Below are 24,956 nucleotides of genomic sequence, written 5' to 3'. Positions count from 1 at the left end.
GAACGGCATCGGGCCGGGATGAGGGCCCTGCCGCCGTGTCGTGGGTCGTGTCGGGATTCCAGGGTCTTGTTGGCCTGGGCGGCCTTTCGGGTTCCGTATCCGGCATCGCCTCGTGCGCAGTAGCATGAGGGTTGGGCGGCGTGTTTGTATTGGGTCGCGGTCTTTTTGGAGAAAGCATCTGTTCGTCTCAATGAAATGATCGAGGAGGTTCGCGCCTGCGTCAGCGTACGAGCGCTGATTTTCGGCGCGAATCAAACGAAAAATGCGGTATATACGTCTAGCGGAGTCGTTGCGTGTTACACGATGTGTTTCATAGCTGGAATATTATCGAGGCGGCGGGTGATCTCGGTTCGATGTCCTGTCCGTAATATATTCCGTATTGGAGCTCGGTTGTCCCGAAGGCCTTTTGCAACGCCGCTGAAAACGCTGCATCGTCAACGACGTTTGGTATCACGCTATCAGACAGCGTGATGCACACGGTGCGAATAACTTGCAAGATATCAACGGTGAAGTCGGCGTTTTCATTGAGTGTATGCTGAACAAAGTCTTGATAACGCGCGATCTGATGCTCGCACCTATTGGTTTTTCGCAGGTCGCTCGCGTCCAACACACGGAGACTGTCCGCGCGCAGGTACCAGTTTCGTTTCTTCCAGTTGTAGCTCACCGTCCCGGCTGAACCATCCCTGACGGCGACATTGAGTACCTTTATATCCTCCGACGTCAGGCTGGACAGTTCTTTTGCAAGTGTATCGTCCGCGTTTTTTGGTGGGCGGAAGTAGCGGGCGTCAAGAGCGTCTATATAGACTTCTTCAAACAGAACATCGACGGCATGGACAATGCCCTCTGCGGTGATGACCCGTATTGGGTCGATAAGGTCTTCGGGGCCATACTCAGGTAGATGAATAAGCACGCTGCCAACTTTCAACCGATTGGGAAGCAAGGTTATTTCCACCCGGCCCAATTGAGTGGCGTCGAGCTCCCAGGTGGAAGCAGCAGGCAGGCGAGGATTGGCGTTGGCCAGTGCGCCTGGCGTCGAAAGGCGTAGCGTCGTTTCCGGCTTCAAGTGGATAAGGTAGGTAGAGCCCTCGCCAATCAAGACTTCAACTCCCGATGCATCAGATGGCGGATTCAATCGAGCGCAAGTCGCTCTGTTGCGCATGTGGAAGGGTTCTTTTTCCAGCGGTGGCAGAGAGGGATATAGGTGTTTCGTAGGTTTGAGTGGCAGCCGTACATCCGTCTTCCATTGCAGTGGATTATCTTTTGTAATTTCACCGTTGAGGAAAAGCGCGGGGTTGGGATCGGGGAGGGTAAGCCGATAGGATTTTCCATCGTTCATGACGAGGATAAAAGTGTGCTGCGGGCGTAGCTTGGAAAACATCCGTCGTCCAGGGGCTAGGGCGGTGAAGCGTTCGTCGGCGCTTTCCAGATTGAGCAGCCTTACCCGTTTTTTGCCAAGAGATAAAGTCAGGCCGCACTTTCCATATTTAATGTTATCGATTTCATCTTCATCCGTGCCGGCGAAGTAAATGCTGTAGTCGGCTTCGATGCGCGTCAGTTCGGCGCTGGCATAATCCAGGTGGAGCGTCGTGGTGAAGGCGCTGCGTTGTTTGATATTGAGCGTGGTCTCGTTGGTGAAGCGTGAGAAGTAATAGTGCGTGTCTTTATCGTGCGGGACTGTCTGTATGACCCAATCTTTCAATATCCACGGATTTCGTAGCGTTCCCTGTTTGGTCATCGCAATGGTTATCTGGAAAGGGCCGTCAACTTCAAGAAACTCAGGCAGATCTGGGGTCAGCTGGTAACCATCCTTCGTCAGGAAATTCATTTCTTTATTATTAATGCTACGACGTCCGTCGATACGCTTATAAACGTCCCTGATGACCACTTGGCGAACGTCCAGGTCATTCGCGTCGAAGTGTGATGTGAGCACCAAGTCGTTTTGGGTGATTTGCCAGTTTTTAATCAGGTCGGCTCTCCAGTCCAGCAAGATGATGCTGCCGTCCAGGCCGTCTTCTGTAAGGGTGATGCGACCGGGTCTATGGGCGATGACGTACGAATCGTTTCCGGCCCCGCCTTTTGCGTCGAGATTGTTTTTCCCTAGCAGATAAATACGGTCGTCGCCTCCACCCGCTTCGACAGTATCGCAGCCGTAGGACTTGATAATGTTCACCGCGTCCGAGCCCTTGATGGTATGAGTGCCGCCTTCATGGATCTCTATGTTTTCGATGTTTTTCAGCACCGTCTGCAGGTGGCTTGTGTTATCGGCTTTGGTCACCAGAACCTGGTTGCGGGAGAGGTCGACACGGTAACCCAGTTTCAAGACCTGGTGATCTTTAGACCTGCCTGCGAGAATCAAGGTGTCGTTGCCTTGGCCACCGTCCAGCGTGCCCGGCACGAAATCGTCGTCCGTTTCGTTGGGCAGCGCATTGATCCCCTCGAAAATGAACACGTCGTCCTTTTCGCCTCCGGTGAGGTTTTTGATGCCCTCGCCGTAGCGAAAGATATTCTGTTTTTTTTCATCGCCCCAGACAGTGTCGCTACCGCCGCCGATATACCAATGGATGTTTTTATCCTCGGCCGAAGTGCCCAATACTGCGCCTGGCGTATCGACGGTAACGCCCCCACGGGCATCGATCGTATCGTCTCCACCTGTAATCTTTGGTCGCTGTAGGTAATCAACGTATTTGTTGCCGGTCAGCCAATGCGTTGCGTTGAAGGGCACGTCTTCGAGTTCTACGTTGAACGCACCGTTTACGATCGCTTCCGTGGTGTCTTTGAGGGGCCCCTGCAATAAGTACAGGGCTTCAGCCTCGAGCTTTTTCGTGTGCTCGGCTGTCGCTTTGGCAATGAGGTATCGGTCGTTGATGTCTCGGTCCGGGTCGATGAGCCAGAAAGCGAACCATCCAGTACGCAGGCGTTCAAGGGCGGTGAGCTCAATATAGTCGGCGATCTCATCCACTTGGCGTACTGCTCCCCATATTTGCGCGCCTAGCGCTAGGATAAGTCCAGCGACAAGCCCCACGGGGCCGGCTGCAGAAAAGCCTGCCAACGCCGCAATACCGAGCGACACTGTCATCACCGCACTGGTAATGCTCAAGGCTGCGCTGACGTAATGATCGATGGCGTCCTTACCGGTACTTTTCGCTGCATCCTTGAAGGCATTGATCGCGGAGATAATGTCGATGGGCAGTGTTAATGCACCTGCAATCAGGCCGGCACCGCGGCCCAATCTGACGGCAAATGTCGTTCTGGTGAAGTCTTTCAAAGCGCCCTGGCTCGCCTTGAGCATGTGAGTGGCCTGCCTGGTCAGCGCGGCCTCAATGGCAATTGAACTTACCTCGGCGCCGAGGCTGGCGCTATTGAATATCGTGTTATAGCTGTCCTTGTTTCGAATGGCGTCTTGTAGCCCTCGTAAGCCACTGTAAATACCGAAGCCCTGAAGTCCCAGGCCGGTATGGGTCATGGCTATGCTCTTCGCCTGGTTGACCCAGGGTAGTGTGCTGAATTGGAGGGATTGGCGAAATTCCAGTCGTTGGGCGTATATCAATAGCTTTTCCAGTTTGCTCCGATAACTGTTCAACGTTTTCGGTTGTACTGACGGAACGCTTAACAACGGGACGGCGCTGGGTGATCGTTGACTTGCCATTTCAAACAGTAACGTCGGCAGCCGATAATCTTCGGCGGCAGCGATTGTTTTCATCCGCGCTTCGATATCAATCGAGCTGAACTGCAGCGCATTGATGAAAAACCGATTGGGTGTGCGGAAAAAGCAATTCTGGCCATTCAATGGTTGTCCATCGATGGTTGCACCTAGTGTATCCAGTGCTGAGCGGGTCACGGTCAGCGACGCAATGTTCAGCGGACCATATAACTTGTCGACAACGTCCAGTTGAACGCGCCTGAGCTTACGTTCGAGGTCGATTTTCTCGTTGTCGGCCAAGCTGAAATCGATCGTCTCGCTGGTAAACTCGTTGGCATGAAGACCTATGTCGGTAATGACGACAGCATGATCGTCCAGAGAGGAAAGAGGGGCGTCGGTAACCATTGAGAACGTCCATGTTCGGAAATGATGGGAGCGCTAGATGTAGTGAGTTTTGCGAGGCGTGTACATCAAAGGGTTGTTGCGATATTTTGCCTGGCCCTGGTGTATCAGCGAGTTGATAACAACGAAGCGGCGCCGGCGCTGCCGAACAGCCCCGCACTGATACGGTTGAACCAACTCTGACCCTTGCCGCTCCGTAAGTAGCGCGCCGCTCCGTGGGCGCTTAACCCGTACATCAACTTGCAGCCAAGATCGAGCACCGTCCAGGTGGCGATCATGACCAGCAACTGCGGGAGAAAGAGGTGTTCCGCGCTCAGGAATTGCGGCAGGAACGCGGCAAAAAACAAAATATCCTTTGGATTACTCGCGCCTAACACGAACGCACGGCCAAACAATGCAGCAAAGCGTGGAGTCGCAACAGCGTGGGGCAGGTCAGTGGCAATCGAGGGCTGGCGCGACTGCTTCCAGCTCTGCCAAGCGAGATAGAACAGGTACAGTGCTCCGACTATCTTCAGCACGCTGAACAGTTGTTCGGACGCCAGCAACAGTGCCCCCAGCCCGAGCGCCGAGGCACTAAGCAAGCAGATCGAAGCAATGACCCCGCCGAGGAATGCCGGATAGGAGCGGCGCAGGCCGTAGTTCAAACTGTTGCTGATCATCAACAAGGATAACGGGCCGGGGATGAGGATCACCACTAACGCGGCGCCGCTGAACAACAACCAGGTTTCCAGATTCATTGCTTTGCTCCTGATGCACAAAAGCCCCACCAACGGGGTGAGGCGGATGAAGATGTGTACCGTCTACAAGAAGATGAACTTGGCGATAAAGATCGCGCAGAGCGCCCACAAGCTGACGGATATTTCCTTGTATTTACCGGTGCCAGCCTTTAGCACCACGTAGGTGATGAAACCCAGGGCAATGCCATCGGCGACCGAAAAGGTCAGCGGCATCATGATGGCTGTAACGATTGCCGGGATGCTGTCAGTCGCTTCGTCCCACTCGATGTGGGCCATGCCGCCCATCATCAGCATGGCGACATAAATCAGCGCACCGGCCGTGGCGTAGGCGGGGATCATCCCCGCCAACGGTGCGAAGAACATGGCGGCAATAAATAACACGCCGACTGTCACGGCGGTAAGCCCGGTGCGGCCACCGGCGGCGACACCGGCGGCGCTTTCCACATAACTGGTGACGGGTGGCACACCGACCATGGCGCCGAATACGCTGGAAGCGCTGTCGGCCTTCAGGGCCTTGGACAGGTTTTCGATCTTGCCATCGGGCTTCACCAGGCCGGCGCGCTGGGCCACGCCCATCAGGGTGCCGGCGGTATCGAACATATGGACGAAGAGGAAGGCCAGCACCACGCTGATCATGCTGACATTGAATACGCCGGCCACGTCCATCGCCATCCAGGTGGGTGCGAGGCTTGGCGGCGTGGACATCACACCGTTGTATTGCACCAGCCCAAGGCCCCATCCGGCCAGGGTCACGGCAATGATGCTGATCAGGATCGCGCCGAACACGCGGTGGTAACTGAGCACAGCGATCATCAGAAAGCACACCGCGGCCAGCAGCGGTCCGGGCTCGTGCAAGGAGCCCAGCTTGATCAGCGTGGCGGGGCTGTCGACGACGATGCCGGCGGTTTTCAGGCCGATCAGTCCAAGGAACAGCCCGACCCCGGCGCCCATCGCGTAGCGGAGGCTGACCGGGATACTGTTGAGCAACCACTCACGGATACGCGACAGGGTCAGGACCATGAACAACACACCGGAAACAAACACTGCGCCCAGCGCGGTTTCCCAGTTGTAGCCCATCGTGCCGACTACGGTGTAGGTAAAAAAAGCGTTCAGGCCCATGCCGGGTGCCAGGCCTACCGGCCAGTTGGCATACAGGCCCATCAACAGGCAACCGAGGGCTGCGGCGATGCAGGTGGCGACAAACGCGGCGCCGTGATCGATGCCGGCATCGGCCATGATGTTGGGGTTGACGAAGATGATGTAGGCCATGGTGATAAAGGTCGTGACACCGGCGATAAGCTCGGTCTTCACCGTGGTGCCATGCAAGCTGAGTTTGAAGAGGCGTTCCAGCCAGCCACTGCGTAAAGGCGGCGAGAGATCCAGCGTCTGGGCTTCGGGTTTGCGGCTGTCCACAGCGAGTACTCCTCAAGAGTTTTATTGTTATTCCAGCATCGCGTGTTCCCTGAGGAAGGCTGCGAGGCATTGAGGCAGGTAAGGCTGGCGAAGTTGTTGACTGCTTGGTCAGGAACTCGCACGAAGCGAATTATGCTTTTGTATACAAATAAAGCAAATAATGTTTTCTGTTTTGTCGACGAAATTTATGGCGATAGGGATATATCGCCATGAGGATGCCTTGGGATCGGACGCGCAAGCTGTCAGTCGCTAGCCTTCCCTAACCCCAGATTCACCGCCAACCAGCCATCGACAGCTGCTTCGCCTGCCTCGGCAAACACCCGTTCGAGCAATTTCACCTGCTCGCGCCGCAACGCCCCGCCGCGATCCATGGGCCAATACGGCATGAGCGAAGGCGAGCCGGCCCTGCGTGAAGCGTTGGCAGCGCAGGCGCGATCCTTAGGCCTGCCATGTGCGGCAAGCCAGGTACTGGTGGTCAGCGGTTCCCAGCAAACCCTCGACCTGGCGGCGAAGTTGCACATCGACATCGGCACCGAGATCACGCTCGAAGCACCGACTTACTTGGCGGCGCTGCAGATTTTCCTGTTCCCGTACCTGCTGCGGCTCAAGCAATCGGCGGATTTGCACACCAACCGCATCGGCCATTGGCAGGCGTGGCAATGGATCGGCACCGAGCAGTGCCGCAGCCATCTGAGCAAGTTGAGGGATTTCTACCGGGAGCGTCGCGACGGGTTCCAAGCCGCGCTGCAACGGCATTTTTCCGACCTGGCGGACTGGAACGTGCCTCAGGGCGGGCTGTTTTTCTGGCTGACCCTCAAGCAACCGCTGGACACCCGCACCCTGCTGGCCGCGGCGTTGGCGGCGGACGTCGCGTTCATGCCGGGGGAGCCATTCTTTCCGGACCCGGACAAACACCCAGGGCATCTGCGCCTGAATTTCAGCCACATCGATCCGGCACGGCTGGATGAAGGACTCAGGCGCTTGGCAGGCGTGGTGCGTGAGGCGCTGGCCGCAGAGGCGGCGTGAGTCTGCGGGGTGGATGGCTTGCGACGCTTGCGCGCGATAAGGCCATCCACTGCCTTGAAAATCCTTAGGCCGCCGAAAAGCGCTTATCCAGATAATCGATGATCGCTTTCGACTCATACAACCACGTGGTCTCGCCATTTTCTTCAATTCGCAGGCACGGCACTTTGATCCTGCCGCCTTGCTCCAGCAGCGTTTGGCGATCCTGCTCGTTGTTCTTCGCGTCGCGCAGGGCCACCGGTACGTTGAGGCGACGCAGGGCGCGGCGGGTCTTCACGCAAAAAGGACAAGCGTGGAATTGAAACAGCGTCAGGCCGCTGGCTGCCTGGTCAACTTGCGCCTGGGCTTGCGCCGTGCGCTGTTTCTTGGCGGGCCGGGTGATGAAATCGAGGAAGATGATGAGCTGGCCCAGGCCAACTCGAAGCGCTTTGACGATCACGGTACAAGCCTCGCGGGAAGAACAGGGCGCGCAGCTTACCTGATTTTTCGTGGGCGAAAAAAAACCGGCGATCAATGCCGGTTTTTTTACGCGACGGATTACTTGATGAGGCTGAGGAATTCCATGCGCGTCGCCGCATTTTCGCGGAATTCGCCAAGCATCACCGAAGTGATCATCGAGGAGTTCTGCTTTTCCACACCGCGCATCATCATGCACATGTGCTTGGCCTCGATGACGACCGCCACGCCGAGTGCACCGGTCACCTGCAGGACCGCATCGGCGATCTGGCGGCTGAGGTTTTCCTGGATCTGCAAGCGACGCGCGTACATGTCGACGATGCGCGCAACTTTTGACAGGCCCAGGACCTTGCCGCTCGGGATATACGCGACATGAGCCTTGCCGATAAACGGGAGCAGGTGATGCTCGCACAGCGAGTACAACTCGATGTCCTTGACCAGCACCATCTCGCTGTTGTCGGAGCTGAACAAGGCACCGTTGGTGACTTCTTCCAGGGTCTGTTCATAACCGCGGCAAAGGTACTGCATGGCCTTGGCAGCGCGCTTGGGCGTGTCGAGCAGGCCCTCGCGGGAAACGTCCTCGCCCAATTGGCCGAGAATCGCGGTGTAATTCTGTTCCAGAGACATGAAACTACCTGTGGGATTTTACGCAAAGGGCAAGGGTACGGTGGCGGACACGGCGCTGCAAGCTCGGCAATCGAGGGCTACTCGTCGCGGCCTTCCATCATGGTGCGCTTGAGCATCACGTACACCGCCCCGGCGCCGCCGTGTCTGGCCTGGCAGGAAGTGAAGCCCAGCACTTGCGGATGCTGGCGCAGCCAAGTGTTGACGTGACTCTTGATCATCGGCCGCTTGCCGTCCAGTCGCACGGCTTTGCCGTGGGTGACGCGCACGCAGCGGATTTCGAATTGGGTGGCTTCAGCCAGGAAGGCCCAGAGGGTTTCCCGGGCTTTTTCGACGGTCATGCCGTGCAGGTCGAGGCTGCCTTCGAAGGGGATCTGGCCGACCTTGAGCTTGCGCATCTGGCTTTCCTGCACGCCGTCGCGAGCCCACATCAGCTCATCTTCAGGGCCGACATCGATCACAAACTGATCGGACAAACCGTCCACGGTGGTGGCATCGGTACGCACGGTGGCGGCTTGGCGCAACTTGGCGATCTGCGCGCGATCGGCTTTGGGTTTGCCGGTTTCAGCGCGATCGTGCTTGATCGGTTTTACGCCTTGGATGGCACTTTTGAACAGGGAAAAGTCGTCGTCTTGCATGTCAGCCTCCGCGAAGGCCGGCCAGTTTACCGAACTCCTACGGGATCAGGCGCAAGAAAACGTCGGATGGCGGGTCAGTCGTGTTTTTTCATCAGGTGCGGAGACATGGCCAGCTCCAGGGATTGGCGGGCGCGACGGCGGCAACGGCGCCAAAGCCAGACGCCCAACAGCAAGACCAGCAAGCCGATCGCCAGGATCAGCGCCGAGCCGAGCGGGGTGGCATTCAATTCACCCAGTGCCGGTGGGCGGCCAAGCAGGCTGGCGGCGCCGGCCATGGCCAGCAGGACACCGAGCGTTGCGAGCAGCGCGGCAATCGCCGCGCCGAAACGAAATCGCCAGTTGCTCGGGCCCTTGGGCCGCAAGCGACGGGCGTCAAAACCATCGGATATCTTCATTCCGACCTTCCTCAATGGGTATCGGCCCTTCGACCGGAAGATGTTCGGGTTGTTCCTGAGGCTAGGGTATTTGAAGGAAATGAGAGGCTTTTGCGGATGAGCGGCGGAACGGGCCGCTCATCGAGGGCATCAGGTGAAGTCGCGGGTCAGGGCCAAGGTGGCAAAATTGTCCGCCATGATCGCCATTTCGGTCTGGTGCACCTGTTCGGCGCTCAGCACGCCGCCTTTGTGCGGCAGGTCGCGCGTGGTGCAGGCGTCTTCGACGAGGGTGCACCGGAACCCCAGGTTCTTGGCGGCGCGCACGGTGGTGCTGACGCTGGAATGGCTCATGAAGCCGCAGACAATCAGGTCCAGGGGGCCGAAGTCTTCGAGGCGCTTCTTCAGCTCCGTGCCGTGGAATGCGCTGGGCAGCAATTTTTCGATCACGGTTTCGTCGCCCTGGGGTTCGAGGCCCGGAATGAACTCGCCGCGTTCGCCTTGCGGATCGAACAGCCCGCCATGGGTGCCGAGATGGCGCACATGCACGATCGGGCGACCGGCGGCTCGGGCCGCGCCGAGCAATTGCTTGATGTTCGCGACCGCCGCGTCCATGCCGCTCAGGGCCAAGGGGCCGGCGAGGTATTCTTTCTGGGCATCGATGATGATCAGGGTCGCTTGACTCAGGTTGGCCGCCGCATAACCACGGCCGCTGAGTTGAAACATCGTTTTTGGAACGGACATTCTGGGGCTCCTTCGGGTGGGGCTTTTGTGACATTGTCCTCCGGCTGAGCGGTTCTGTGAATCGCTTCCATCGCAGGGGCCGCCGTTGCTGGCCTACAGCCTTGTCAAGATTGGCATCTTGTTCAATAGGACGTGCAAAAAAGGGAGGTTTCTTACAGCTAAGCCGGCACTTTTCGTTCGTCCTTGGCGCGTGTTTGGGTGGGCATGCGTTTGGCTGTTAGACTCGCCCGTCGATTTTTCTGGAGTTTGCCGCCGTGATCACTTCCCGCCTTCGTACCCTGCGCGACCACATCCGTTGGGCCGTCAGCCGTTTCCATGGGGAGGATCTGTTTTTCGGCCATGGCACCGATAACGCCTGGGATGAAGCTCGCCAGTTGGTCCTTGGCGCGCTGCACCTGCCTTGGGAAATTGCCGACAGTTATCTGGATTGCCGCCTCGAAGACGAAGAGCTGGTGCACGTCCAGCGCTTGCTGCGCCGACGCATTGACGAGCGCATCCCCACTGCCTATTTGCTGGGTGAGGCCTGGTTCTGCGGCATGTCTTTCATCGTTGACGAGCGCGTGCTTATCCCGCGCTCACCCATCGGCGAGCTGATTGAAAAACGCTTCGAACCCTGGTTGGGGCAGGAGCCGGCACGGATCCTCGACCTCTGCACCGGTTCCGGCTGCATCGGCATCGCGTGTGCCTATGAGTTTCCCGAGGCCGAAGTGGTGCTGGCCGACCTGTCGTTCGAAGCGCTGGAGGTGGCCAACCAGAACATCGAGCGCCACGGTGTCGACGAGCGGGTGTTTACTGTCCAGGGCGATGGCTTCGATGGATTGCCTGGGCAACGTTTCGATCTGATCGTGTCGAACCCACCCTATGTCGATGCGGAGGATTTCGCCGACATGCCCCAGGAGTACCAGCATGAGCCTGAACTGGGCCTGGCCTGCGGCGATGACGGCTTGAACCTGGTTCGCCGGATGCTTGCCGAGGCGGCCGATCATCTGACCAACAAAGGATTGCTGATTGTCGAAGTGGGCAACAGCCAGGTGCACGTCGAAGCGCTGTACCCGGAAGTCGACTTCGCCTGGCTGGATTTCGAGCGCGGCGGCCATGGCGTGTTCATGCTCAGCGCCGAACAGTGCCGTCAGCACCAGGCGTTGTTTGCTTCGCGGGTTTGACTCTGGTTACGACGGACTGCCTTTGTGGCGAGGGAGCTTGCTCCCGCTGGGCTGCGCAGCAGCCCCCGTTTTAAGGTCTCGGAATAACAGTCGCCAGATTTACGACTGCTGCGCAGCCGAGCGGGAGCAAGCTCCCTCGCCACGGGATCGGCTGAGGCTCTCCCGTTCAACGGTGCTCAATGCCGCGTCGCAATCCAGATCAGCAACCCGGCCTGGAACATCGCAAACGCCACCAGGCAGGTAATGGTGAAGCGTAGACCGGTGTCTTCGCGTTTGAACTTGTTGACCTTTTCTTCCTGCTTCTTGAGTTTGACTTCCTGTTCCGCCAGGTTCTGCTCGGCTTGTTGGAGCATTTGCGCGGCTTCGAGGATCTCGACGAATTGCAGTTTCTCGGTGTTCCAGTCACCCAGCAGATCGCCGACCTGGGCTGGCTTGACGCTGCCCTTGAGGTGTTGGGCGTCGGCGTAGACCACTTCAAAGCCGTGGGCCTTGAGGAAGTGGTCGCGGCGCAGACGCGTGTCTTCGTTCAGCGCGTCCTTGTTATTCAGATCGGTACCGTCGACCCGGTAGCCCGACCAGCGCTTCTTGGCCCAGGTAATGCCTTGGGCAGCGAGGAAGCGACCAATGCCTCGGTTCAACGGCTCGACTTGCAAACTGTCGGGAGAGAAGTACAGGCGTTTTTCGACGTGGTCGGCCCAGACATCCAGATGGTTCTGTTCCTTGCGCACCCGCTGGCCCGGCAGCTGGACGCTCATGCGCAGCAAGCTGCGCTCCTTGCTATGGCGCTCGGCATAGCTGAACTCGACAAACCGCAGCGGTCGCACGCCGGTGGTGCGATCGGTCTTGAGCGGGGCCAGCCGGAGCATTTTGTGATGCTCGGCGTGCACGTCCGCCCAAGGCAGGTCCGCCGCAGGTGGGGCGGCCGTTTCGGCGACGGTGTCGGGTGAAGTTTCAGTCTCAGTCATAACGGCAAAATCCTGTCCAGGCCGGCTCCTCGGCAGCCAATGCGCTGTCCGACACCGGTTTATCGGCCGTTTTTGCCAAGACTGGAGAGCTATAGGCCACTAATCCCGCTCAACGGGCGGCCAACGCACCAATAAAGTTCAGGATGTGCGCGCCAAGCTCGGCGGCCAGGGGCAGGTTGGGGTCCTTGTAGGAAGCCAATTGCCGCTTCACATCGTTGGGCACAATGCGCATCACGTGGTTCATGCCCTCGATCAGCGCCAGTTGTGCATCCGGCTTGGCGGCTTTTAACCGCTTGGCGTCGTCGACGCTGACCTGGATATCGTTGCTGCCCTGGATAATCAATGCCGGCATCTTCAGCGCGGCGAAGGCGTGGGCCGGGTCCTGGCGGAACAAGGAAATGAGGTACGGCTGCACGCTGGGGCGGAAGATGACGTGCAGTTGCGGCGGCACGTCAGCGTCGGGGCGGCCGGCCTTGAGGCTGTCGAGCAATTCGTTGCTGCGCAACATCAGCGCCGGTGGCAGGCGATTGCTGAGCTGTTGGCGCAGCACTTGGTCAATCGGACGAGCGCTGCCGGACACCGAAATGACAGCCGCCGCGTTGGCCTGGGGCGCGGCGAGGCTGGCGATCAGCGCGCCTTCGCTGTGACCGAGCAGAATCAACGGGCCCAGCCGAGGATCAGCGGCCAGTTTGTGGCTCCAGGCCACGGCATCGGCGACATAGGCTTCGACGCTCAGGTTGCGTTCGTCGGGCGTGGCCGCGAGGCTGGCCGCCACGCCGCGCTTGTCGTAGCGTACGCTGGCGATGTTATGCCTGGCCAACACCCAGGCCAGTCGCTTGAGGCTGTCATTGCGCCCGCCCTCGGGGTTGTTTCCGTCACGATCCGTAGGACCTGACCCTGAAATGATCAGGACAACCGGCACCGGCGTGTCGGACTTGGGCAGCAGCATCGAGCCGAAAAGCTCACCGCTACCGGTGTCGAGGCTGATGGGACGTTGCAGCACGGTGGCCTGGGCGAAGCCAGGAAGCAGGCCGGTCAACAGGGTAAGGCTCAAGGCAAACGCTCTTAACATCATGACGCCATTAGTTGCGAAGGTGCCGGTTGGACTGGCGGGCACCGATAAGGTTCGAGGATGAACTACTCGGGGAGCCTGCGTATACTGGCGCCCACTACGAATCCAAGGTTGAGTCTCTCAGCGATTTCACGGAGCACCCTGCATGTCCGGCAATACCTACGGCAAGCTGTTCACCGTTACCACCGCGGGCGAAAGCCATGGCCCGGCGTTGGTCGCCATTGTCGACGGCTGCCCGCCGGGCCTGGAGATTTCCCTGGAGGACCTGCAGCGTGACCTCGATCGACGCAAGCCTGGCACCAGCCGCCACACCACCCAGCGCCAGGAAGCCGATCAAGTCGAAATCCTCTCCGGTGTGTTCGAAGGGCGCACCACCGGTTGCGCCATCGGCCTGCTGATTCGCAACACCGACCAGAAATCCAAGGACTATTCGGCCATCAAGGACCTGTTCCGCCCGGCCCATGCCGACTACACCTATCACCACAAATACGGCGAGCGCGACTACCGTGGCGGCGGCCGCAGCTCAGCCCGGGAAACCGCCATGCGCGTGGCGGCCGGGGCGATTGCCAAGAAATACCTGGCCAGCCAGGGCATCGTCATCCGTGGCTACATGAGCCAGTTGGGCCCGATCGAAATCCCCTTCAAGACCTGGGATTCGGTGGAACAGAACGCCTTCTTCTGTCCCGACCCGGACAAGGTGCCGGAACTCGAGGCCTACATGGACCAGCTGCGCCGCGACCAGGATTCGGTCGGCGCGAAAATCACTGTGGTCGCCGAAGGTGTCATGCCTGGCCTCGGCGAGCCGATCTTCGACCGCCTCGACGCCGAACTCGCCCACGCGCTGATGAGCATCAACGCGGTCAAGGGCGTGGAGATCGGCGCCGGTTTCGCCTGTGTCGCCCAGCGTGGCACCGAGCACCGCGACGAACTGACCCCGCAAGGTTTCCTCAGCAACAACGCCGGCGGCATCCTTGGCGGCATTTCCTCGGGCCAGCCGATTGTCGCGCACCTGGCCCTGAAGCCGACGTCCAGCATCACCACGCCCGGACGTTCCATCGACGTTCATGGCAACCCGGCGGACGTCATCACCAAGGGCCGCCACGACCCTTGCGTGGGCATCCGCGCGACGCCGATTGCCGAAGCGATGATGGCGATTGTGTTGATGGATCATCTGCTGCGTCATCGTGGCCAGAACGCCGACGTTCAGGTCAGCACGCCGGTGTTGGGTCAGCTTTGATGACTGGCCTGCCGAACGCCGTGGCCTGACGACCATGGCGGCGTTGCCGTACTGGCGGCTTTCCAGTTTCTACCTGTTCTATTTCGCCTTGCTCGGTTCGACTGCGCCGTTCCTGGCGCTGTACTTCGATCACCTGGGTTTCAACGCGGCGCGTATCGGCGAGCTGGTGGCGATTCCCATGCTGATGCGCTGCGTGGCGCCGAATCTCTGGGGCTGGCTGGGGGACTACACCGGCCGGCGCCTGGCGATCGTGCGCTTCGGCGCGGTCTGTACGCTGCTGAGCTTCTCGCTGATTTTCATTGATAAAAGCTACGCCTGGCTGGCGATGGTCATGGCGCTGCATGCGTTCTTCTGGCATGCGGTGCTGCCGCAATTCGAGGTCATCACCCTGGCCCACCTGAGCGGGCAGGCGTCGCGCTACAGCCAGGTCCGCCTGTGGGGCTCCATCGGTTTCATCATCACCGTGGTCGTGCTGGGGCGGTTGTTCCAGTGGCTGAGCCTGGACGTCTATCCGGTGGCCCTGGCCCTGATCATGGCCGGTATCGTGCTCAGCAGTTTCTGGGTGCCCAACGCCCAGCCCGTGCAGGGGCCGCGAGTGGCTGGGGACGGTTTTCTGCGGCAATTGCGCAATCCGGGTGTGCTGGCGTTTTATGCCTGCGTCGGTTTGATGCAACTGAGCCACGGGCCCTACTACACTTTTCTGACCTTGCACCTCGAGCGCCTGGGTTACAGCCGTGGATTGATCGGCGTGCTCTGGGCCGTTGGCGTGGTCGCCGAGGTGCTGGTGTTCCTGCTGATGAGCCGGATCCTGGCGCGGTTTTCCGTGCGCCGGGTGCTGATGGCCAGCTTCCTGCTGGCGGCGCTGCGCTGGTTGCTGCTCGGGTCGCTGGCTGAGTTTCTCTGGGTACTGTTGTTTGCCCAGGTGCTGCACGCGGCGACGTTCGGCAGCTTTCACGCCGCTGCCATTCATTTCGTGCAACGTAGCTTCGGCCCTCGCCAACAGGGCCAGGGCCAGGCGCTATACGCCGCGCTGGCCGGTACTGGCGGGGCGCTGGGCGCGTTGTATTCCGGCTATAGCTGGAATGCGTTGGGCGCCGGATGGACGTTCAACATCGCCAGCCTCGCAGCCTTGGCTGCAGCCGTTATCATTGCCACACGCATGCAAGAGGACAGGCCATGAGCCTTACCCATGAACAGCTCGCCCAGGAAATCATCGACGCCGGGCGTTTTTTGTATGGTCGCGGCTGGTCCCCGGCCACCAGCAGCAATTATTCGGCGCGGTTATCGCCTGACCAGGCCTTGCTCACCGTGTCGGGAAAACACAAGGGACAGTTAAGCATCGACGACGTGCTCGCCACCGACCTCGACGGCAACAGCCTGGAACCTGGCAAGAAACCGTCCGCTGAAACCCTGCTGCACACTCAGTTGTATCGCTGGCGCCCGCAGATCGGCGCGGTGCTGCATACCCACTCAGTGAACGCCACCGTACTGTCGCGCCTGACGAGCGAAGCCTTCATTGACTTTGAAGACTACGAACTGCAAAAAGCCTTCAGTGGGATCACCACGCACGAATCCCAGGTCCGCGTGCCGATTTTCGACAACGACCAGGACATCGTGCGCCTGGCCGCCAAGGTCCAGCCATGGCTGGAGGCCCACCCCGATTGCGTCGGCTACCTGATTCGTGGCCACGGCCTGTATACCTGGGGGGCGCGGATGAACGATGCGCTGCGGCAGATCGAAGCGTTCGAATTCCTGTTCGAGTGCGAACTCAAGACCCGCGCACTCCTGAACCGTTAATTTGCTGGAGCCATTGCCATGAGCAGCCTGTCCGTCTACCACGTATCGAGTCCCGAGATTCCGAACAAGGTGCTGACCCACTTTGAAGACATTGCCTCGACCCTGGCCGAGAAAGGCGTGCGCTTCGACCGATGGGAAGCTGCGGCCAAGATCCAGCCCGGCGCCAGCCAGGAGGAAGTGATCGCCGCCTACCGGACCCAGATCGACAAGCTGATGACCGAACGCGGCTACGTCACCGTCGATGTCATCAGCCTCAACAGCGATCACCCGCAGAAAGCCGAACTGCGCGCCAAGTTCCTCGATGAACACCGCCATGGGGAGGACGAGGTACGATTTTTCGTCGCCGGTCGTGGCTTGTTTACCTTGCACATCGACGATTATGTCTACGCAGTCCTCTGTGAAAAGAACGACCTGATCTCGGTGCCCGCCGGTACGCCGCATTGGTTCGACATGGGCGAACACCCGCATTTCGTTGCCATTCGCCTGTTCAACAATCCCGAAGGTTGGGTCGCGAAGTTTACCGGCGACGACATCGCCGGCCGTTTCCCGCGGCTGGAGGACTGAGCTCATGACGATCAAAGCCATCCTCACTGACATCGAAGGCACCACCAGCGCGGTGAGCTTTGTATTCGACGTGCTGTTTCCCTACGCCGCTGAACACCTGCCGGATTTTGTCCGGCACAACGCCGCGCGCGTTGATGTAGCCGAGCAATTGGATGCGGTGCGCCGCGACAGTGGTGAAGCCGACGCCGATACCGAGCGGGTCATCGCGATCCTCTTGGGCTGGATCGCCGAGGACCGCAAGGCTACGCCGCTCAAGGCGTTGCAGGGAATGGTCTGGGAGCAGGGCTACCAGGCCGGACAGTTGAAAGGTCATGTTTATCCGGACGCGGTACAGGCGCTCAAGAACTGGCACCAGCAAGGCTATCGCCTATTTGTCTATTCCTCGGGTTCGATCCAGGCGCAGAAACTGATTTTCGGCTGTTCCGAAGCGGGCGACTTGTCGCCGCTGTTCAGCGGCTATTTCGACACCACGTCGGGGCCCAAGCGGGACGTGCAGTCCTACCAGCGGATCAGCGAGGCGGTGGGTGTTGCGCCGGGGGAAATCCTGTTCCTGTCGGATATCGTCGAGGAACTGGATGTGGCTCGCGGTGCGGGCATGGCGACCTGTGGCTTGGCGCGGGACGGCGGTGAGCTGGTCGGCCACGAAACCGTGGAAAGCTTTACACGGATCGATCCGGCTGGTTTCTGAATCGCAGCACTGCCGCCCAAACGAAATCGGGCCATGGCGCCGCAAAGTGCCATGGCCCGATCAGGGACGTTGCTATCAGGCGCTGTGATAAGTCGGCAGCGCAAAGCGATGCTGGCTCTGCAACATGGCGACCGGCGGTAGCTCGCTGGCCTGTTCAGCCAGGTCACGGCGAATGGCGCTGATTGCCCAGGACAATTGGTCCCCAGCGTGCAACTGAGCGTAGGAAATCGTGCGTTTGAACAGTTTGCCGTCGCTGTTGCGCAAGGTCAGCAGGATGCCGCCATCCGGGCGAGCCTGGGTGGTGACGTCGTAGTTGGAAAACAGCGATGCAAATTTCTCTTGAATCATGTTCATAGTTGACTGCTCCATGGTATGGCAAACCGTGGAGGGGTAGTTGCAGTGTCTGTGCCAGCCTTTGGTGCGAAGAAAAATCCTTCCAAAACAACAGGTTATATTTTTATCGGTTTTCTGCTTTCGTGCATCTTGCATGAACGGCCATCGTGCATCCTGCATTTTGCGTGGTTGGAGCAGATTTTTGGAACCAAACCAGGCCCGCACGCTCACGCTTCGCCTGGCCTCGGGTTGCGGATACAAAACATTGCAAAAACCGCGTGTACAGCCGCCGAATCGCTGGCGTACTTTCGAATCCAGATTTCGCACAACCTATAACAAGAACCGCGGCCCACAAGGCCGGACGGGGAAGGATCATCCATGAGTCGTACACCCAGCGACGCTATTACCTGGGGCATGATGCTGTGCAAACTGCCGGCCATCGCCAGGGCTGTTCCCCGCATTGTCAAAGGCACGAAGCTCGCCAACGTCCAAAACCCTACCCAGCCCTGCGGCCTGGGCTGGTGTTTCGAACAGGCCACGCGACGTAATCCCCAAGGCCCGGCGTTGCTGTACGGCGACGCAGTGTTGAGTTATGCACAGGTCAACGCGCAGGCCAACCGCATCGCCCATTACCTCCAGGTGCAAGGCATCGGCAAAGGCGACTGCGTGGCGGTTTTCCTGGAAAACCGTCCCCAACTGTTGATCACCGTGCTGGCGGTGGCAAAGGTCGGCGCGGTCAGCGCGATGATCAATACGTCGCAGACCGGTGATGCCCTGGTCCATAGCCTGGCGCTGGTCGCGCCCGTTGCCGTAGTGGTCGGGGATGAACGAGTCGCGGTGTACAACGACGTGCGTGGTCGAACCGCGCTGTCGCAGGCTCGGATCTGGTGGGTGGCTGATCAGGCGAGCGCTGCGGCTCCGTGCGGATTCGTCGACCTCATCAGCAACAGCGAGCAATACCCGGGGGATAATCCGGCCAGCAGCCAGCAGGTCTTCTTCAACGACCCGTGCTTCTACCTCTACACCTCAGGGACTACCGGACTGCCCAAGGCCGGCGTTTTCCGCCATGGCCGTTGGATGCGCACCGCCACCAGTTTCGGCCTGATCGCCCTGGACATGCAGCCCGAGGACATCGTCTATTGCACGCTGCCGCTGTATCACGCCACCGGACTGTGTGTGTGTTGGGGCGCGGCGGTTTGTGGTGCGTCGGGATTCGCGATCCGCCGCAAGTTCAGCGCCAGTCAGTTCTGGAACGACGTCCGCCGCTATCGGGCGACCACCTTGGGTTATGTCGGCGAGCTGTGCCGCTATCTGGTCGACCAGCCCGAGAACGGCACGGACCGGCAGCATGCCGTGACGAAAATGATCGGCAATGGCCTGCGCCCAGGCGCCTGGTCGGCCTTCAAGACCCGCTTTGGCGTTGGCCACATCTGCGAGCTGTATGCGGCCAGCGACGGCAATATCGGCTTCACCAATATCCTCAATTTCGATAACACGGTGGGGTTTTCCCTGATGGGCTGGGAGCTGGTGCAGTACGACCATGACAGCGGCGCGCCTTTGCGAAATCTGCAAGGGCGCATGCAGAAGGTTCCCAAGGGCGAGCCGGGCTTGCTCTTGGCGCGCATCGACGACAAGGCGCCGCTGGACGGCTACACCGATGCGGCGAAAACCGAAAAGACCATCTGCCGGGATGTCTTTGTCCCCGGCGACCGCTATTTCAACACTGGCGACCTGCTGCGCAACATCGGGTTCGGCCATGGGCAGTTCGTCGATCGCCTCGGCGACACCTATCGTTGGAAGGGCGAGAACGTCTCGACCACGGAAGTCGAGAACGTGCTGCTGCAACACCCGCAGATCTGCGAGGCGGTGGCTTATGGCGTGGAAGTCAACGGCACCAATGGCCGTGCCGGCATGGCCGCGATCACGCCGTCCGAATCCCTTGCGACGCTGGACTTCAGTGAACTATTGCAGTTTCTCCAGGGCGAGTTGCCTGGCTACGCCGTGCCGCTGTTCCTGCGCATCAAAGTGAAGATGGACACCACGGGCACCTTCAAATACCAGAAGACCCGGCTCAAGGCTGAAGGCTTCGACCCTTGCCTCGCCGGCGACGAACCGGTCTTCGCTTGGCTGCCCGATACCGCGACCTACGTGCGAGTAGACCGGCAACTGGCGACGCGGATCCAGGGCGGGAAGTACCGCTATTGATTCTGGCTATGGCTGTTGCAGGGAAAAAAGGGATGACAGCGCCTAAGTCCCTCGGGAAACTAGCGGCTTTGCGAAGAGCCAACTGGAGTTTTCCCATGTCCGATACAAGCCGCCAGATGACCCCGGAAGAGGCTGCGGAATTTGCCGAGCAGGTGTTCAACGTCGCGCGCCAGGGCGATGCCGCGATGATGGCTGCGCTGCTGAGCAAAGGCCTGCCGCCGAACCTGCGTAACCACAAGGGCGACACCTTGCTGATGCTCGCCGCGTACCACGGGCATGTAGAAACCGTGAAAGTGTTGCTGGAAAACCAGGCCGATCCGGAAATTCGCAATGACAACGGCCAGAGTCCGATTGCCGGCGCGGCGTTCAAGGGCGACCTGGCGGTGGTCTCGGCCTTGGTAGACGGCGGCGCGCAAGTGGAAGGTTCCTCATTTGATGGGCGCACGGCCTTGATGATGGCGGCGATGTTCAACCGGGTGGAAATCGTCGCTTACCTGATCAGCAAAGGCGCCGATCCCAAGGCCAGGGATGCCAACGGCGTTTCGGCACTGGACGCGGCCAAGACCATGGGCGCGGTGGACACCACGGCGCAGTTGGAGAAGTTGCTGGGCTGAGAGCCAGCGCCACCGCCACCGGATGTGCCCTGACATCAGCCGAGGTGATGCGCTATCCTGCGCGCCTGAAAATTCAGCCACAGGATTCGCCCAATGAAAGCCGCACTCGCCGAACTCATCAGTAAAATCAGCTCCGGCTGCCTCGACGAAGCGGACATTGAGAAAATCGCCGACGAAGCGGCCCAGGCCTACGCCGATCCGGTGGCGTTCCTGGCGGCCAATCCGGACATCAACTACGACGACACCTTTCCCATCCCGTTGGGCGAATGGGTGGTGGTGGGCAGCCTGCCAGACACGGTGTTGTTCCAGGCAGACGCCTACGTCGAGTTGTTCGAGCAGATTGTCGCCTCGTTCGGCCCCGGTGTCGCCTTCAACCTCAAGCCCAAGCAACTGGCCAAGACCGAAGCGCTGACCGCACTCAACCGCATCCAGATCCAGATGAGCAGCCTGAACAAGGAAAACGGCGGCTACGTGCTGATGAACTTCAGTCAGTTGCTCGACGATGAGTTGCAAATGGTGCTGGTGTACGGCAATGACCTGCCGCGCGTGCTGGCGCTATGTGCCGAAGTCGGCATCGCCGCTGCGCCCGCCCTGGAAGCGCTCAAGGTCGCGGTTCACGTCTGAAACAATAATACGGAACCCTTGCCCCGGCGCCGCTATCCTAAGTGTGCATATCACCATTTGGGAGCGACACCATGGGTTCCACTTTCAACGGCCTGATTGGCCTGATCATCCTGGCGCTCGATATCTGGGCCATCATCAACGTGCTCAAGAGCGGCGCGGGCACCGGGGCGAAGGTCCTGTGGGTACTGCTGATCCTCCTGCTGCCGGTGTTGGGCTTGATTATCTGGGCGATTGCCGGGCCGCGTGGCAACGTGCGGATCTGACCGCTCCAGCAAAAATGCCCGACAGGTACTGACCTGTCGGGCATTTTTTTGGGCACGATTTTTATAGCAGCAAAGTTTCAGGCCGTTGCCAGCGTGGATTTCTGCGAAGCTCTCAAGAAGCGCAGCAATGCCAGCAACGGGAAGGCGCTGCCGACGATCACCACCCACAGCCAGCCGCCATGTTCATAGACCGCACTGGCGATCGACGAGCCGAACGCGCCGCCGACAAAAATGCTGGTCATGTACAGCGCGTTCAGCCGGCTGCGACTTTTCGCATCCAGGGCATAAATAGTCCGTTGGCCCAGGACCATGTTCATCTGCACGCAGAAGTCCAGCACCACACCGGTGACTGCCAGGCCGATGACGCTGTACGGCGGATGAATGAACGCGGGCAGGAAACTCAGGGCGGCGAACAGCATGGCCAACAGCGAGGCGATGCGTGTGTGACCGGCATCGGCGAGGCGGCCAGCAATGGGCGCAGCGATGGCGCCGATGGCACCCACCAGGGCGAACAGCGCGATCTCGGTCTGGGACAGGCCGTGGTTGCGCGACAGCTCCAGGGGCACGGCGGTCCAGAACAGGCTGAACGTGGCGAACATGCAAGCCTGATAGAAAGCTCGCTGACGCAACTGCGGTTGCTGGCGCAGCAGCGTGCCGAGCGAGCCCAGCAGTTGCCAGTAGGATGCGCGGTGGTCGGGCTGGCGCTTGGGCACGGTGACCGCCAGGACAATACTGATCGCGGCCATCAGCCCGGCGGCGATCATGAACATCGCCCGCCAACCGAAGTGATCCGCCACGAGGCTGGACACCGGCCGTGCCAACAGAATTCCGAGCAACAGCCCGCCCATGATCCCGCCCACGACGCGACCGCGCGATTCTTCCGGCGCCAAGTGCGCGGCAAGCGGGATCAGCACCTGGACCGAGACCGAACTGAACCCGACCAACAACGAAACCAGCAGGAATACGTTCGGTTGCTCGGTGAACGCCGCGCCCAACAGGCTGGCAATCGCGACCACGGTGGTGAGGATCATCAGGCGGCGGTTTTCCAGCAGGTCGCCCAGCGGCACCAGGAAAAACAGCCCCAGGGCATAACCGATCTGGGTGAGCGAGACGATCAGGCTGGCCATGGTGCTGGACAAGCCGACGTCGGGCGCAATCAGTTCGATGATGGGCTGGGCGTAGTAGATGTTGGCGACGATGGCGCCGCAGCAGAAGGCGAACAACAGGACCATGCCCCGTGTCAGGGCAGCGGGCGAGGCGGGTAAATGGGCACTCATGGCAATCTCATCGATCGATTGGAAGGGACGGCGAGAGGCTAAAGACTTACGGGGCCCTGGAACAGGGCTTGGGGTTGATAGCAGTCATGCTTGCGGTTGATGATGATTGCTGCGATGAACGCTTATGTGGCGAGGGAGCAAGCTCCCTCGCCACAAAAGCTTGATTGCAATCCTAGGCGAATCAGCGCCTCACTGCCCGCTATAGATCTGGTCAAAAATCCCACCGTCGTTGAAGTGGGTCTTCTGCACGGTGCGCCAGTCGCCAAAGGTTTTTTCCACCGAGAGGAAGTCGACTTTCGGGAAGCGGTCGGTGTATTTCGCCAACACCGCCGGGTCCCGAGGGCGCAGGTAATTGGCCGCAGCGATTTCCTGGCCTTCTGGCGACCACAGATATTTCAGGTACGCCTCGGCGGCGGCACGCGAGCCTTTTTTCTCGACGACTTTATCCACGACGCTGACCGGTGGCTCGGCTTCAGCGGACACGCTTGGGTAGACCACTTCGAACTGGTCGCGGCCAAATTCACGGGCGATCATTTCCGCTTCGTTTTCAAAGGTCACCAACACGTCGCCGATCTGATTGGTCATGAAAGTCGTTGTAGCAGCGCGGCCGCCGGTGTCCAGCACGGGCGCTTGCTTGAACAACTTGCCAACGAAGTCCTTGGCCTTGTTTTCGTCGCCGCCATTCTTCAGCACGTAACCCCAAGCCGACAGATAAGTGTAGCGGCCATTGCCGGAAGTTTTCGGGTTGGGCACGATCACTTGCACGCCGTCCTTGAGCAGGTCGGGCCAGTCCTTCAGTGCCTTCGGGTTGCCCTTGCGCACGATAAACACCGTGGCCGAGGTGAACGGCGCGCTGTTGTTCGGCAGGCGGGTGACCCAGTTCTCTGGGACCAGCTTGCCGTTGTCCGCCAGGGCATTGATGTCGGTGGCCATGTTCATGGTGATGACATCCGCCGGCAAACCGTCGATCACCGAGCGCGCCTGTTTGCTGGAACCGCCGAAGGACATCTGCACGGTGATGTTCTCGTTGTGCTCGGCCTGCCAGTGTTTCTGGAACGCAGCGTTGTAGTCCTTGTAGAAATCACGCATCACGTCGTAGGAAACATTGAGCAGCGTCGGGGCGGCGTGAGCCAGGCTGCCGAACGCCAGGCCAGCGGCGAGAAGGGTGGCGCCAAAGAATTTCTTCACTGCGAATTCCTTTTTGAAAGAGTAGGGCGATAAGCCAGCACACTAGCGATTGGCTTATAGGCCTTCAAGTATTTAAAAGTGCTTTGCTTATTCCAATTTCTTGAACAGCGCGTTGCCACAACGGGAGCAGAAGGCGGCGCCATGTTCGTGGTTGTTTTTACTGCACACCGGGCAGTTGTGCTGGAGCTGGTCGCCGCGCATGGCGTTGGCCAGCTCGGCGGTGAAAATCCCCGTGGGCACGGCGATGATCGAGTAACCGGTGATCATCACCAAGGATGAAACCACTTGGCCCAACGGGGTTTTCGGCACGATGTCGCCGAAGCCCACCGTGGTCAATGTCACGATAGCCCAATAGATTCCCTTGGGAATGCTGGTGAAGCCGTGCTCGGGGCCTTCGATGACGTACATCAGCGTGCCAAACACCGTGACCAGAGTCGATACGCTGACCAGGAACACGATGATTTTCTGCTTGCTGCCCCGTAGCGCGGCCAACAGGTAGTTGGCCTGCTTGAGGTACGGGCTGAGCTTGAGCACCCGGAAAATCCGCAGCATGCGGATGATCCGCACGATCAACAGATATTGGGCATCGCTGTAGTACAGCGCGAGGATGCCCGGCACGATCGCCAGCAAATCCACCAGCCCGTAGAAACTGAACGCGTAGCGCAGCGGCTTTGGCGAGCAGTACAGGCGCAAGCCGTATTCGACGATGAAGATGAACGTGAAGCCCCATTCGATGGCGGCCAGCAGCGTGGCGTAGTTCTTGTGCACGCTGTCGATGCTGTCGAGCATCACGATCACCAGGCTGGCGAGGATGATCAGCAGCAGCGCGCTGTCGAAGCGCCGGCCGGCCACGGTGTCGGTCTGGAAAATGATCACGTAGAGGCGTTCACGCCAATTGTTGCTGCTGTCCATAACCTT

Annotated in this window: 24 protein-coding genes and 2 pseudogenes; 11 read left to right on the top strand and 15 right to left on the bottom strand. The window is 59.6% G+C overall.

Features of this window, described 5'->3' with window-relative positions:
• Positions 1-310: 310 nt before the first annotated feature.
• The 4 genes and pseudogenes from J3P82_RS18790 to J3P82_RS18775 form a co-directional block, all read right to left on the bottom strand.
• Entirely contained in the window at positions 311-4,045 is a 3,735-nt protein-coding gene (locus tag J3P82_RS18790) for a calcium-binding protein (RefSeq protein ID WP_434558159.1), read from the bottom strand.
• 104 nt (positions 4,046-4,149) lie between these two features.
• Positions 4,150-4,779, bottom strand: a complete 630-nt coding sequence (locus tag J3P82_RS18785; protein ID WP_434558158.1) for a LysE family translocator — start codon at positions 4,777-4,779, stop codon at positions 4,150-4,152.
• Between the two features lie 63 nt (positions 4,780-4,842).
• Positions 4,843-6,192 carry an NCS2 family permease gene (locus tag J3P82_RS18780; protein WP_434558157.1) on the bottom strand — a complete coding sequence of 450 codons (1,350 nt, stop codon included), beginning with the start codon at positions 6,190-6,192 and terminating at the stop codon, positions 4,843-4,845.
• A 242-nt stretch (positions 6,193-6,434) separates the two neighbouring features.
• A pseudogene (locus J3P82_RS18775) lies at positions 6,435-6,548 on the bottom strand (MarR family transcriptional regulator); the annotation flags it as partial.
• Positions 6,549-6,552: 4 nt separating this feature from the next.
• Here J3P82_RS18775 and J3P82_RS18770 point away from each other — a divergent pair.
• Positions 6,553-7,218, top strand: a pseudogene (locus J3P82_RS18770) (aminotransferase class I/II-fold pyridoxal phosphate-dependent enzyme); the annotation flags it as partial.
• A 64-nt stretch (positions 7,219-7,282) separates the two neighbouring features.
• On the opposite strand, the gene J3P82_RS18765 reads toward J3P82_RS18770, so the two are convergent.
• The 5 genes from J3P82_RS18765 to J3P82_RS18745 form a co-directional block, all read right to left on the bottom strand.
• Positions 7,283-7,654: a glutathione S-transferase N-terminal domain-containing protein gene (locus tag J3P82_RS18765; protein ID WP_434563893.1), complete on the bottom strand. Its 372-nt coding sequence runs from the start codon at positions 7,652-7,654 to the stop codon at positions 7,283-7,285.
• A gap of 98 nt (positions 7,655-7,752) precedes the next feature.
• Positions 7,753-8,298, bottom strand: coding sequence for a GTP cyclohydrolase I FolE (gene folE, locus J3P82_RS18760; protein ID WP_434558156.1), 546 nt, complete (start codon positions 8,296-8,298; stop codon positions 7,753-7,755).
• A gap of 77 nt (positions 8,299-8,375) precedes the next feature.
• Positions 8,376-8,933 (bottom strand): Smr/MutS family protein, encoded by a 558-nt coding sequence (locus J3P82_RS18755; RefSeq protein WP_434558155.1) that lies wholly within the window; start codon positions 8,931-8,933, stop codon positions 8,376-8,378.
• Positions 8,934-9,007: 74 nt separating this feature from the next.
• A complete protein-coding gene (locus J3P82_RS18750) occupies positions 9,008-9,328 on the bottom strand; it encodes a hypothetical protein (protein WP_434558154.1) in 321 nt (106 codons plus the stop codon).
• A gap of 129 nt (positions 9,329-9,457) precedes the next feature.
• Complete coding sequence (locus J3P82_RS18745; protein ID WP_186610365.1) at positions 9,458-10,048, bottom strand: cysteine hydrolase family protein; 591 nt, start codon at positions 10,046-10,048, stop codon at positions 9,458-9,460.
• A gap of 254 nt (positions 10,049-10,302) precedes the next feature.
• Between J3P82_RS18745 and prmB the strand changes: the two genes are divergently transcribed.
• On the top strand, positions 10,303-11,211 hold the full coding sequence (prmB, locus tag J3P82_RS18740) for a 50S ribosomal protein L3 N(5)-glutamine methyltransferase (protein WP_434558153.1): 909 nt from the start codon (positions 10,303-10,305) through the stop codon (positions 11,209-11,211).
• 176 nt (positions 11,212-11,387) lie between these two features.
• Here prmB and J3P82_RS18735 read toward each other — a convergent pair whose 3' ends face one another.
• Together J3P82_RS18735 and J3P82_RS18730 are read right to left on the bottom strand one after the other, a co-directional pair.
• Positions 11,388-12,176: a hypothetical protein gene (locus tag J3P82_RS18735; RefSeq protein ID WP_434558152.1), complete on the bottom strand. Its 789-nt coding sequence runs from the start codon at positions 12,174-12,176 to the stop codon at positions 11,388-11,390.
• Between the two features lie 109 nt (positions 12,177-12,285).
• Positions 12,286-13,251, bottom strand: coding sequence for an alpha/beta hydrolase (locus J3P82_RS18730; protein WP_186610368.1), 966 nt, complete (start codon positions 13,249-13,251; stop codon positions 12,286-12,288).
• 142 nt (positions 13,252-13,393) lie between these two features.
• Here J3P82_RS18730 and aroC point away from each other — a divergent pair, with 142 nt between their 5' ends.
• The 5 genes from aroC to mtnC are packed head-to-tail and all read left to right on the top strand — an operon-like array spanning position 13,394 to position 17,534.
• Positions 13,394-14,485, top strand: a complete 1,092-nt coding sequence (gene aroC, locus J3P82_RS18725) for a chorismate synthase (protein ID WP_434558151.1) — start codon at positions 13,394-13,396, stop codon at positions 14,483-14,485.
• Positions 14,486-14,519: 34 nt separating this feature from the next.
• The gene (locus J3P82_RS18720) at positions 14,520-15,665 is read left to right on the top strand and encodes an MFS transporter (protein WP_434558150.1); all 1,146 of its coding nucleotides are present in this window, start codon (positions 14,520-14,522) and stop codon (positions 15,663-15,665) included.
• Positions 15,662-16,282, top strand: a complete 621-nt coding sequence (locus J3P82_RS18715) for a methylthioribulose 1-phosphate dehydratase (RefSeq protein ID WP_434558149.1) — start codon at positions 15,662-15,664, stop codon at positions 16,280-16,282. The genes J3P82_RS18720 and J3P82_RS18715 overlap by 4 nt, the downstream gene beginning before the upstream one ends.
• Before the next feature lie 18 nt (positions 16,283-16,300).
• Positions 16,301-16,846 carry a 1,2-dihydroxy-3-keto-5-methylthiopentene dioxygenase gene (locus J3P82_RS18710; protein WP_434558148.1) on the top strand — a complete coding sequence of 182 codons (546 nt, stop codon included), beginning with the start codon at positions 16,301-16,303 and terminating at the stop codon, positions 16,844-16,846.
• Positions 16,847-16,850: 4 nt separating this feature from the next.
• The gene (gene mtnC / locus J3P82_RS18705; protein WP_434558147.1) at positions 16,851-17,534 is read left to right on the top strand and encodes an acireductone synthase; all 684 of its coding nucleotides are present in this window, start codon (positions 16,851-16,853) and stop codon (positions 17,532-17,534) included.
• A 75-nt stretch (positions 17,535-17,609) separates the two neighbouring features.
• On the opposite strand, the gene J3P82_RS18700 is transcribed toward mtnC, so the two are convergent.
• Positions 17,610-17,888, bottom strand: a complete 279-nt coding sequence (locus J3P82_RS18700; RefSeq protein WP_434558146.1) for a DUF3509 domain-containing protein — start codon at positions 17,886-17,888, stop codon at positions 17,610-17,612.
• Positions 17,889-18,245: 357 nt separating this feature from the next.
• On the opposite strand from J3P82_RS18700, the gene J3P82_RS18695 reads away from it, so the two are divergent.
• The 4 genes from J3P82_RS18695 to J3P82_RS18680 all read left to right on the top strand — a co-directional run bounded on the left by J3P82_RS18695 (position 18,246) and on the right by J3P82_RS18680 (position 21,573).
• Positions 18,246-20,072, top strand: coding sequence for a long-chain-acyl-CoA synthetase (locus tag J3P82_RS18695; RefSeq protein ID WP_434558145.1), 1,827 nt, complete (start codon positions 18,246-18,248; stop codon positions 20,070-20,072).
• A 95-nt stretch (positions 20,073-20,167) separates the two neighbouring features.
• Positions 20,168-20,686 (top strand): ankyrin repeat domain-containing protein, encoded by a 519-nt coding sequence (locus J3P82_RS18690; protein WP_434558144.1) that lies wholly within the window; start codon positions 20,168-20,170, stop codon positions 20,684-20,686.
• A gap of 93 nt (positions 20,687-20,779) precedes the next feature.
• Positions 20,780-21,310, top strand: coding sequence for a hypothetical protein (locus J3P82_RS18685; RefSeq protein WP_434558143.1), 531 nt, complete (start codon positions 20,780-20,782; stop codon positions 21,308-21,310).
• 71 nt (positions 21,311-21,381) lie between these two features.
• Positions 21,382-21,573, top strand: coding sequence for a PLDc N-terminal domain-containing protein (locus J3P82_RS18680; RefSeq protein WP_047229615.1), 192 nt, complete (start codon positions 21,382-21,384; stop codon positions 21,571-21,573).
• Positions 21,574-21,650: 77 nt separating this feature from the next.
• Here J3P82_RS18680 and J3P82_RS18675 read toward each other — a convergent pair whose 3' ends face one another.
• The 3 genes from J3P82_RS18675 to J3P82_RS18665 all read right to left on the bottom strand — a co-directional run bounded on the left by J3P82_RS18675 (position 21,651) and on the right by J3P82_RS18665 (position 24,950).
• Complete coding sequence (locus J3P82_RS18675) at positions 21,651-22,850, bottom strand: MFS transporter (RefSeq protein ID WP_434558142.1); 1,200 nt, start codon at positions 22,848-22,850, stop codon at positions 21,651-21,653.
• A gap of 189 nt (positions 22,851-23,039) precedes the next feature.
• Positions 23,040-24,038: a sulfate ABC transporter substrate-binding protein gene (locus J3P82_RS18670; RefSeq protein WP_434558141.1), complete on the bottom strand. Its 999-nt coding sequence runs from the start codon at positions 24,036-24,038 to the stop codon at positions 23,040-23,042.
• Positions 24,039-24,125: 87 nt separating this feature from the next.
• Positions 24,126-24,950 carry an ion transporter gene (locus J3P82_RS18665; RefSeq protein WP_434558140.1) on the bottom strand — a complete coding sequence of 275 codons (825 nt, stop codon included), beginning with the start codon at positions 24,948-24,950 and terminating at the stop codon, positions 24,126-24,128.
• Positions 24,951-24,956: the final 6 nt, after the last annotated feature.

This window comes from Pseudomonas sp. Z4-20 (assembly GCF_051131955.1).
Taxonomy (GTDB): domain Bacteria; phylum Pseudomonadota; class Gammaproteobacteria; order Pseudomonadales; family Pseudomonadaceae; genus Aquipseudomonas; species Aquipseudomonas marvdashtae.
The sequence above is the reverse complement of the archived record's forward strand: the minus strand, read 5'-3'. Positions and strand labels throughout refer to the sequence as shown.

Coding starts and splice junctions, on each gene's coding strand:
- J3P82_RS18790 (WP_434558159.1), bottom strand. CDS start 4,045: ATGGTTACCGACGCCCCTCTTTCCTCTCTGGACGATCATGCTGTCGTC.
- J3P82_RS18785 (WP_434558158.1), bottom strand. CDS start 4,779: ATGAATCTGGAAACCTGGTTGTTGTTCAGCGGCGCCGCGTTAGTGGTG.
- folE (WP_434558156.1), bottom strand. CDS start 8,298: ATGTCTCTGGAACAGAATTACACCGCGATTCTCGGCCAATTGGGCGAG.
- J3P82_RS18755 (WP_434558155.1), bottom strand. CDS start 8,933: ATGCAAGACGACGACTTTTCCCTGTTCAAAAGTGCCATCCAAGGCGTA.
- J3P82_RS18750 (WP_434558154.1), bottom strand. CDS start 9,328: ATGAAGATATCCGATGGTTTTGACGCCCGTCGCTTGCGGCCCAAGGGC.
- J3P82_RS18745 (WP_186610365.1), bottom strand. CDS start 10,048: ATGTCCGTTCCAAAAACGATGTTTCAACTCAGCGGCCGTGGTTATGCG.
- J3P82_RS18735 (WP_434558152.1), bottom strand. CDS start 12,176: ATGACTGAGACTGAAACTTCACCCGACACCGTCGCCGAAACGGCCGCC.
- J3P82_RS18730 (WP_186610368.1), bottom strand. CDS start 13,251: ATGATGTTAAGAGCGTTTGCCTTGAGCCTTACCCTGTTGACCGGCCTG.
- aroC (WP_434558151.1), top strand. CDS start 13,394: ATGTCCGGCAATACCTACGGCAAGCTGTTCACCGTTACCACCGCGGGC.
- J3P82_RS18720 (WP_434558150.1), top strand. CDS start 14,520: ATGGCGGCGTTGCCGTACTGGCGGCTTTCCAGTTTCTACCTGTTCTAT.
- J3P82_RS18715 (WP_434558149.1), top strand. CDS start 15,662: ATGAGCCTTACCCATGAACAGCTCGCCCAGGAAATCATCGACGCCGGG.
- J3P82_RS18710 (WP_434558148.1), top strand. CDS start 16,301: ATGAGCAGCCTGTCCGTCTACCACGTATCGAGTCCCGAGATTCCGAAC.
- mtnC (WP_434558147.1), top strand. CDS start 16,851: ATGACGATCAAAGCCATCCTCACTGACATCGAAGGCACCACCAGCGCG.
- J3P82_RS18700 (WP_434558146.1), bottom strand. CDS start 17,888: ATGAACATGATTCAAGAGAAATTTGCATCGCTGTTTTCCAACTACGAC.
- J3P82_RS18695 (WP_434558145.1), top strand. CDS start 18,246: ATGAGTCGTACACCCAGCGACGCTATTACCTGGGGCATGATGCTGTGC.
- J3P82_RS18690 (WP_434558144.1), top strand. CDS start 20,168: ATGTCCGATACAAGCCGCCAGATGACCCCGGAAGAGGCTGCGGAATTT.
- J3P82_RS18685 (WP_434558143.1), top strand. CDS start 20,780: ATGAAAGCCGCACTCGCCGAACTCATCAGTAAAATCAGCTCCGGCTGC.
- J3P82_RS18680 (WP_047229615.1), top strand. CDS start 21,382: ATGGGTTCCACTTTCAACGGCCTGATTGGCCTGATCATCCTGGCGCTC.
- J3P82_RS18675 (WP_434558142.1), bottom strand. CDS start 22,850: ATGAGTGCCCATTTACCCGCCTCGCCCGCTGCCCTGACACGGGGCATG.
- J3P82_RS18665 (WP_434558140.1), bottom strand. CDS start 24,950: ATGGACAGCAGCAACAATTGGCGTGAACGCCTCTACGTGATCATTTTC.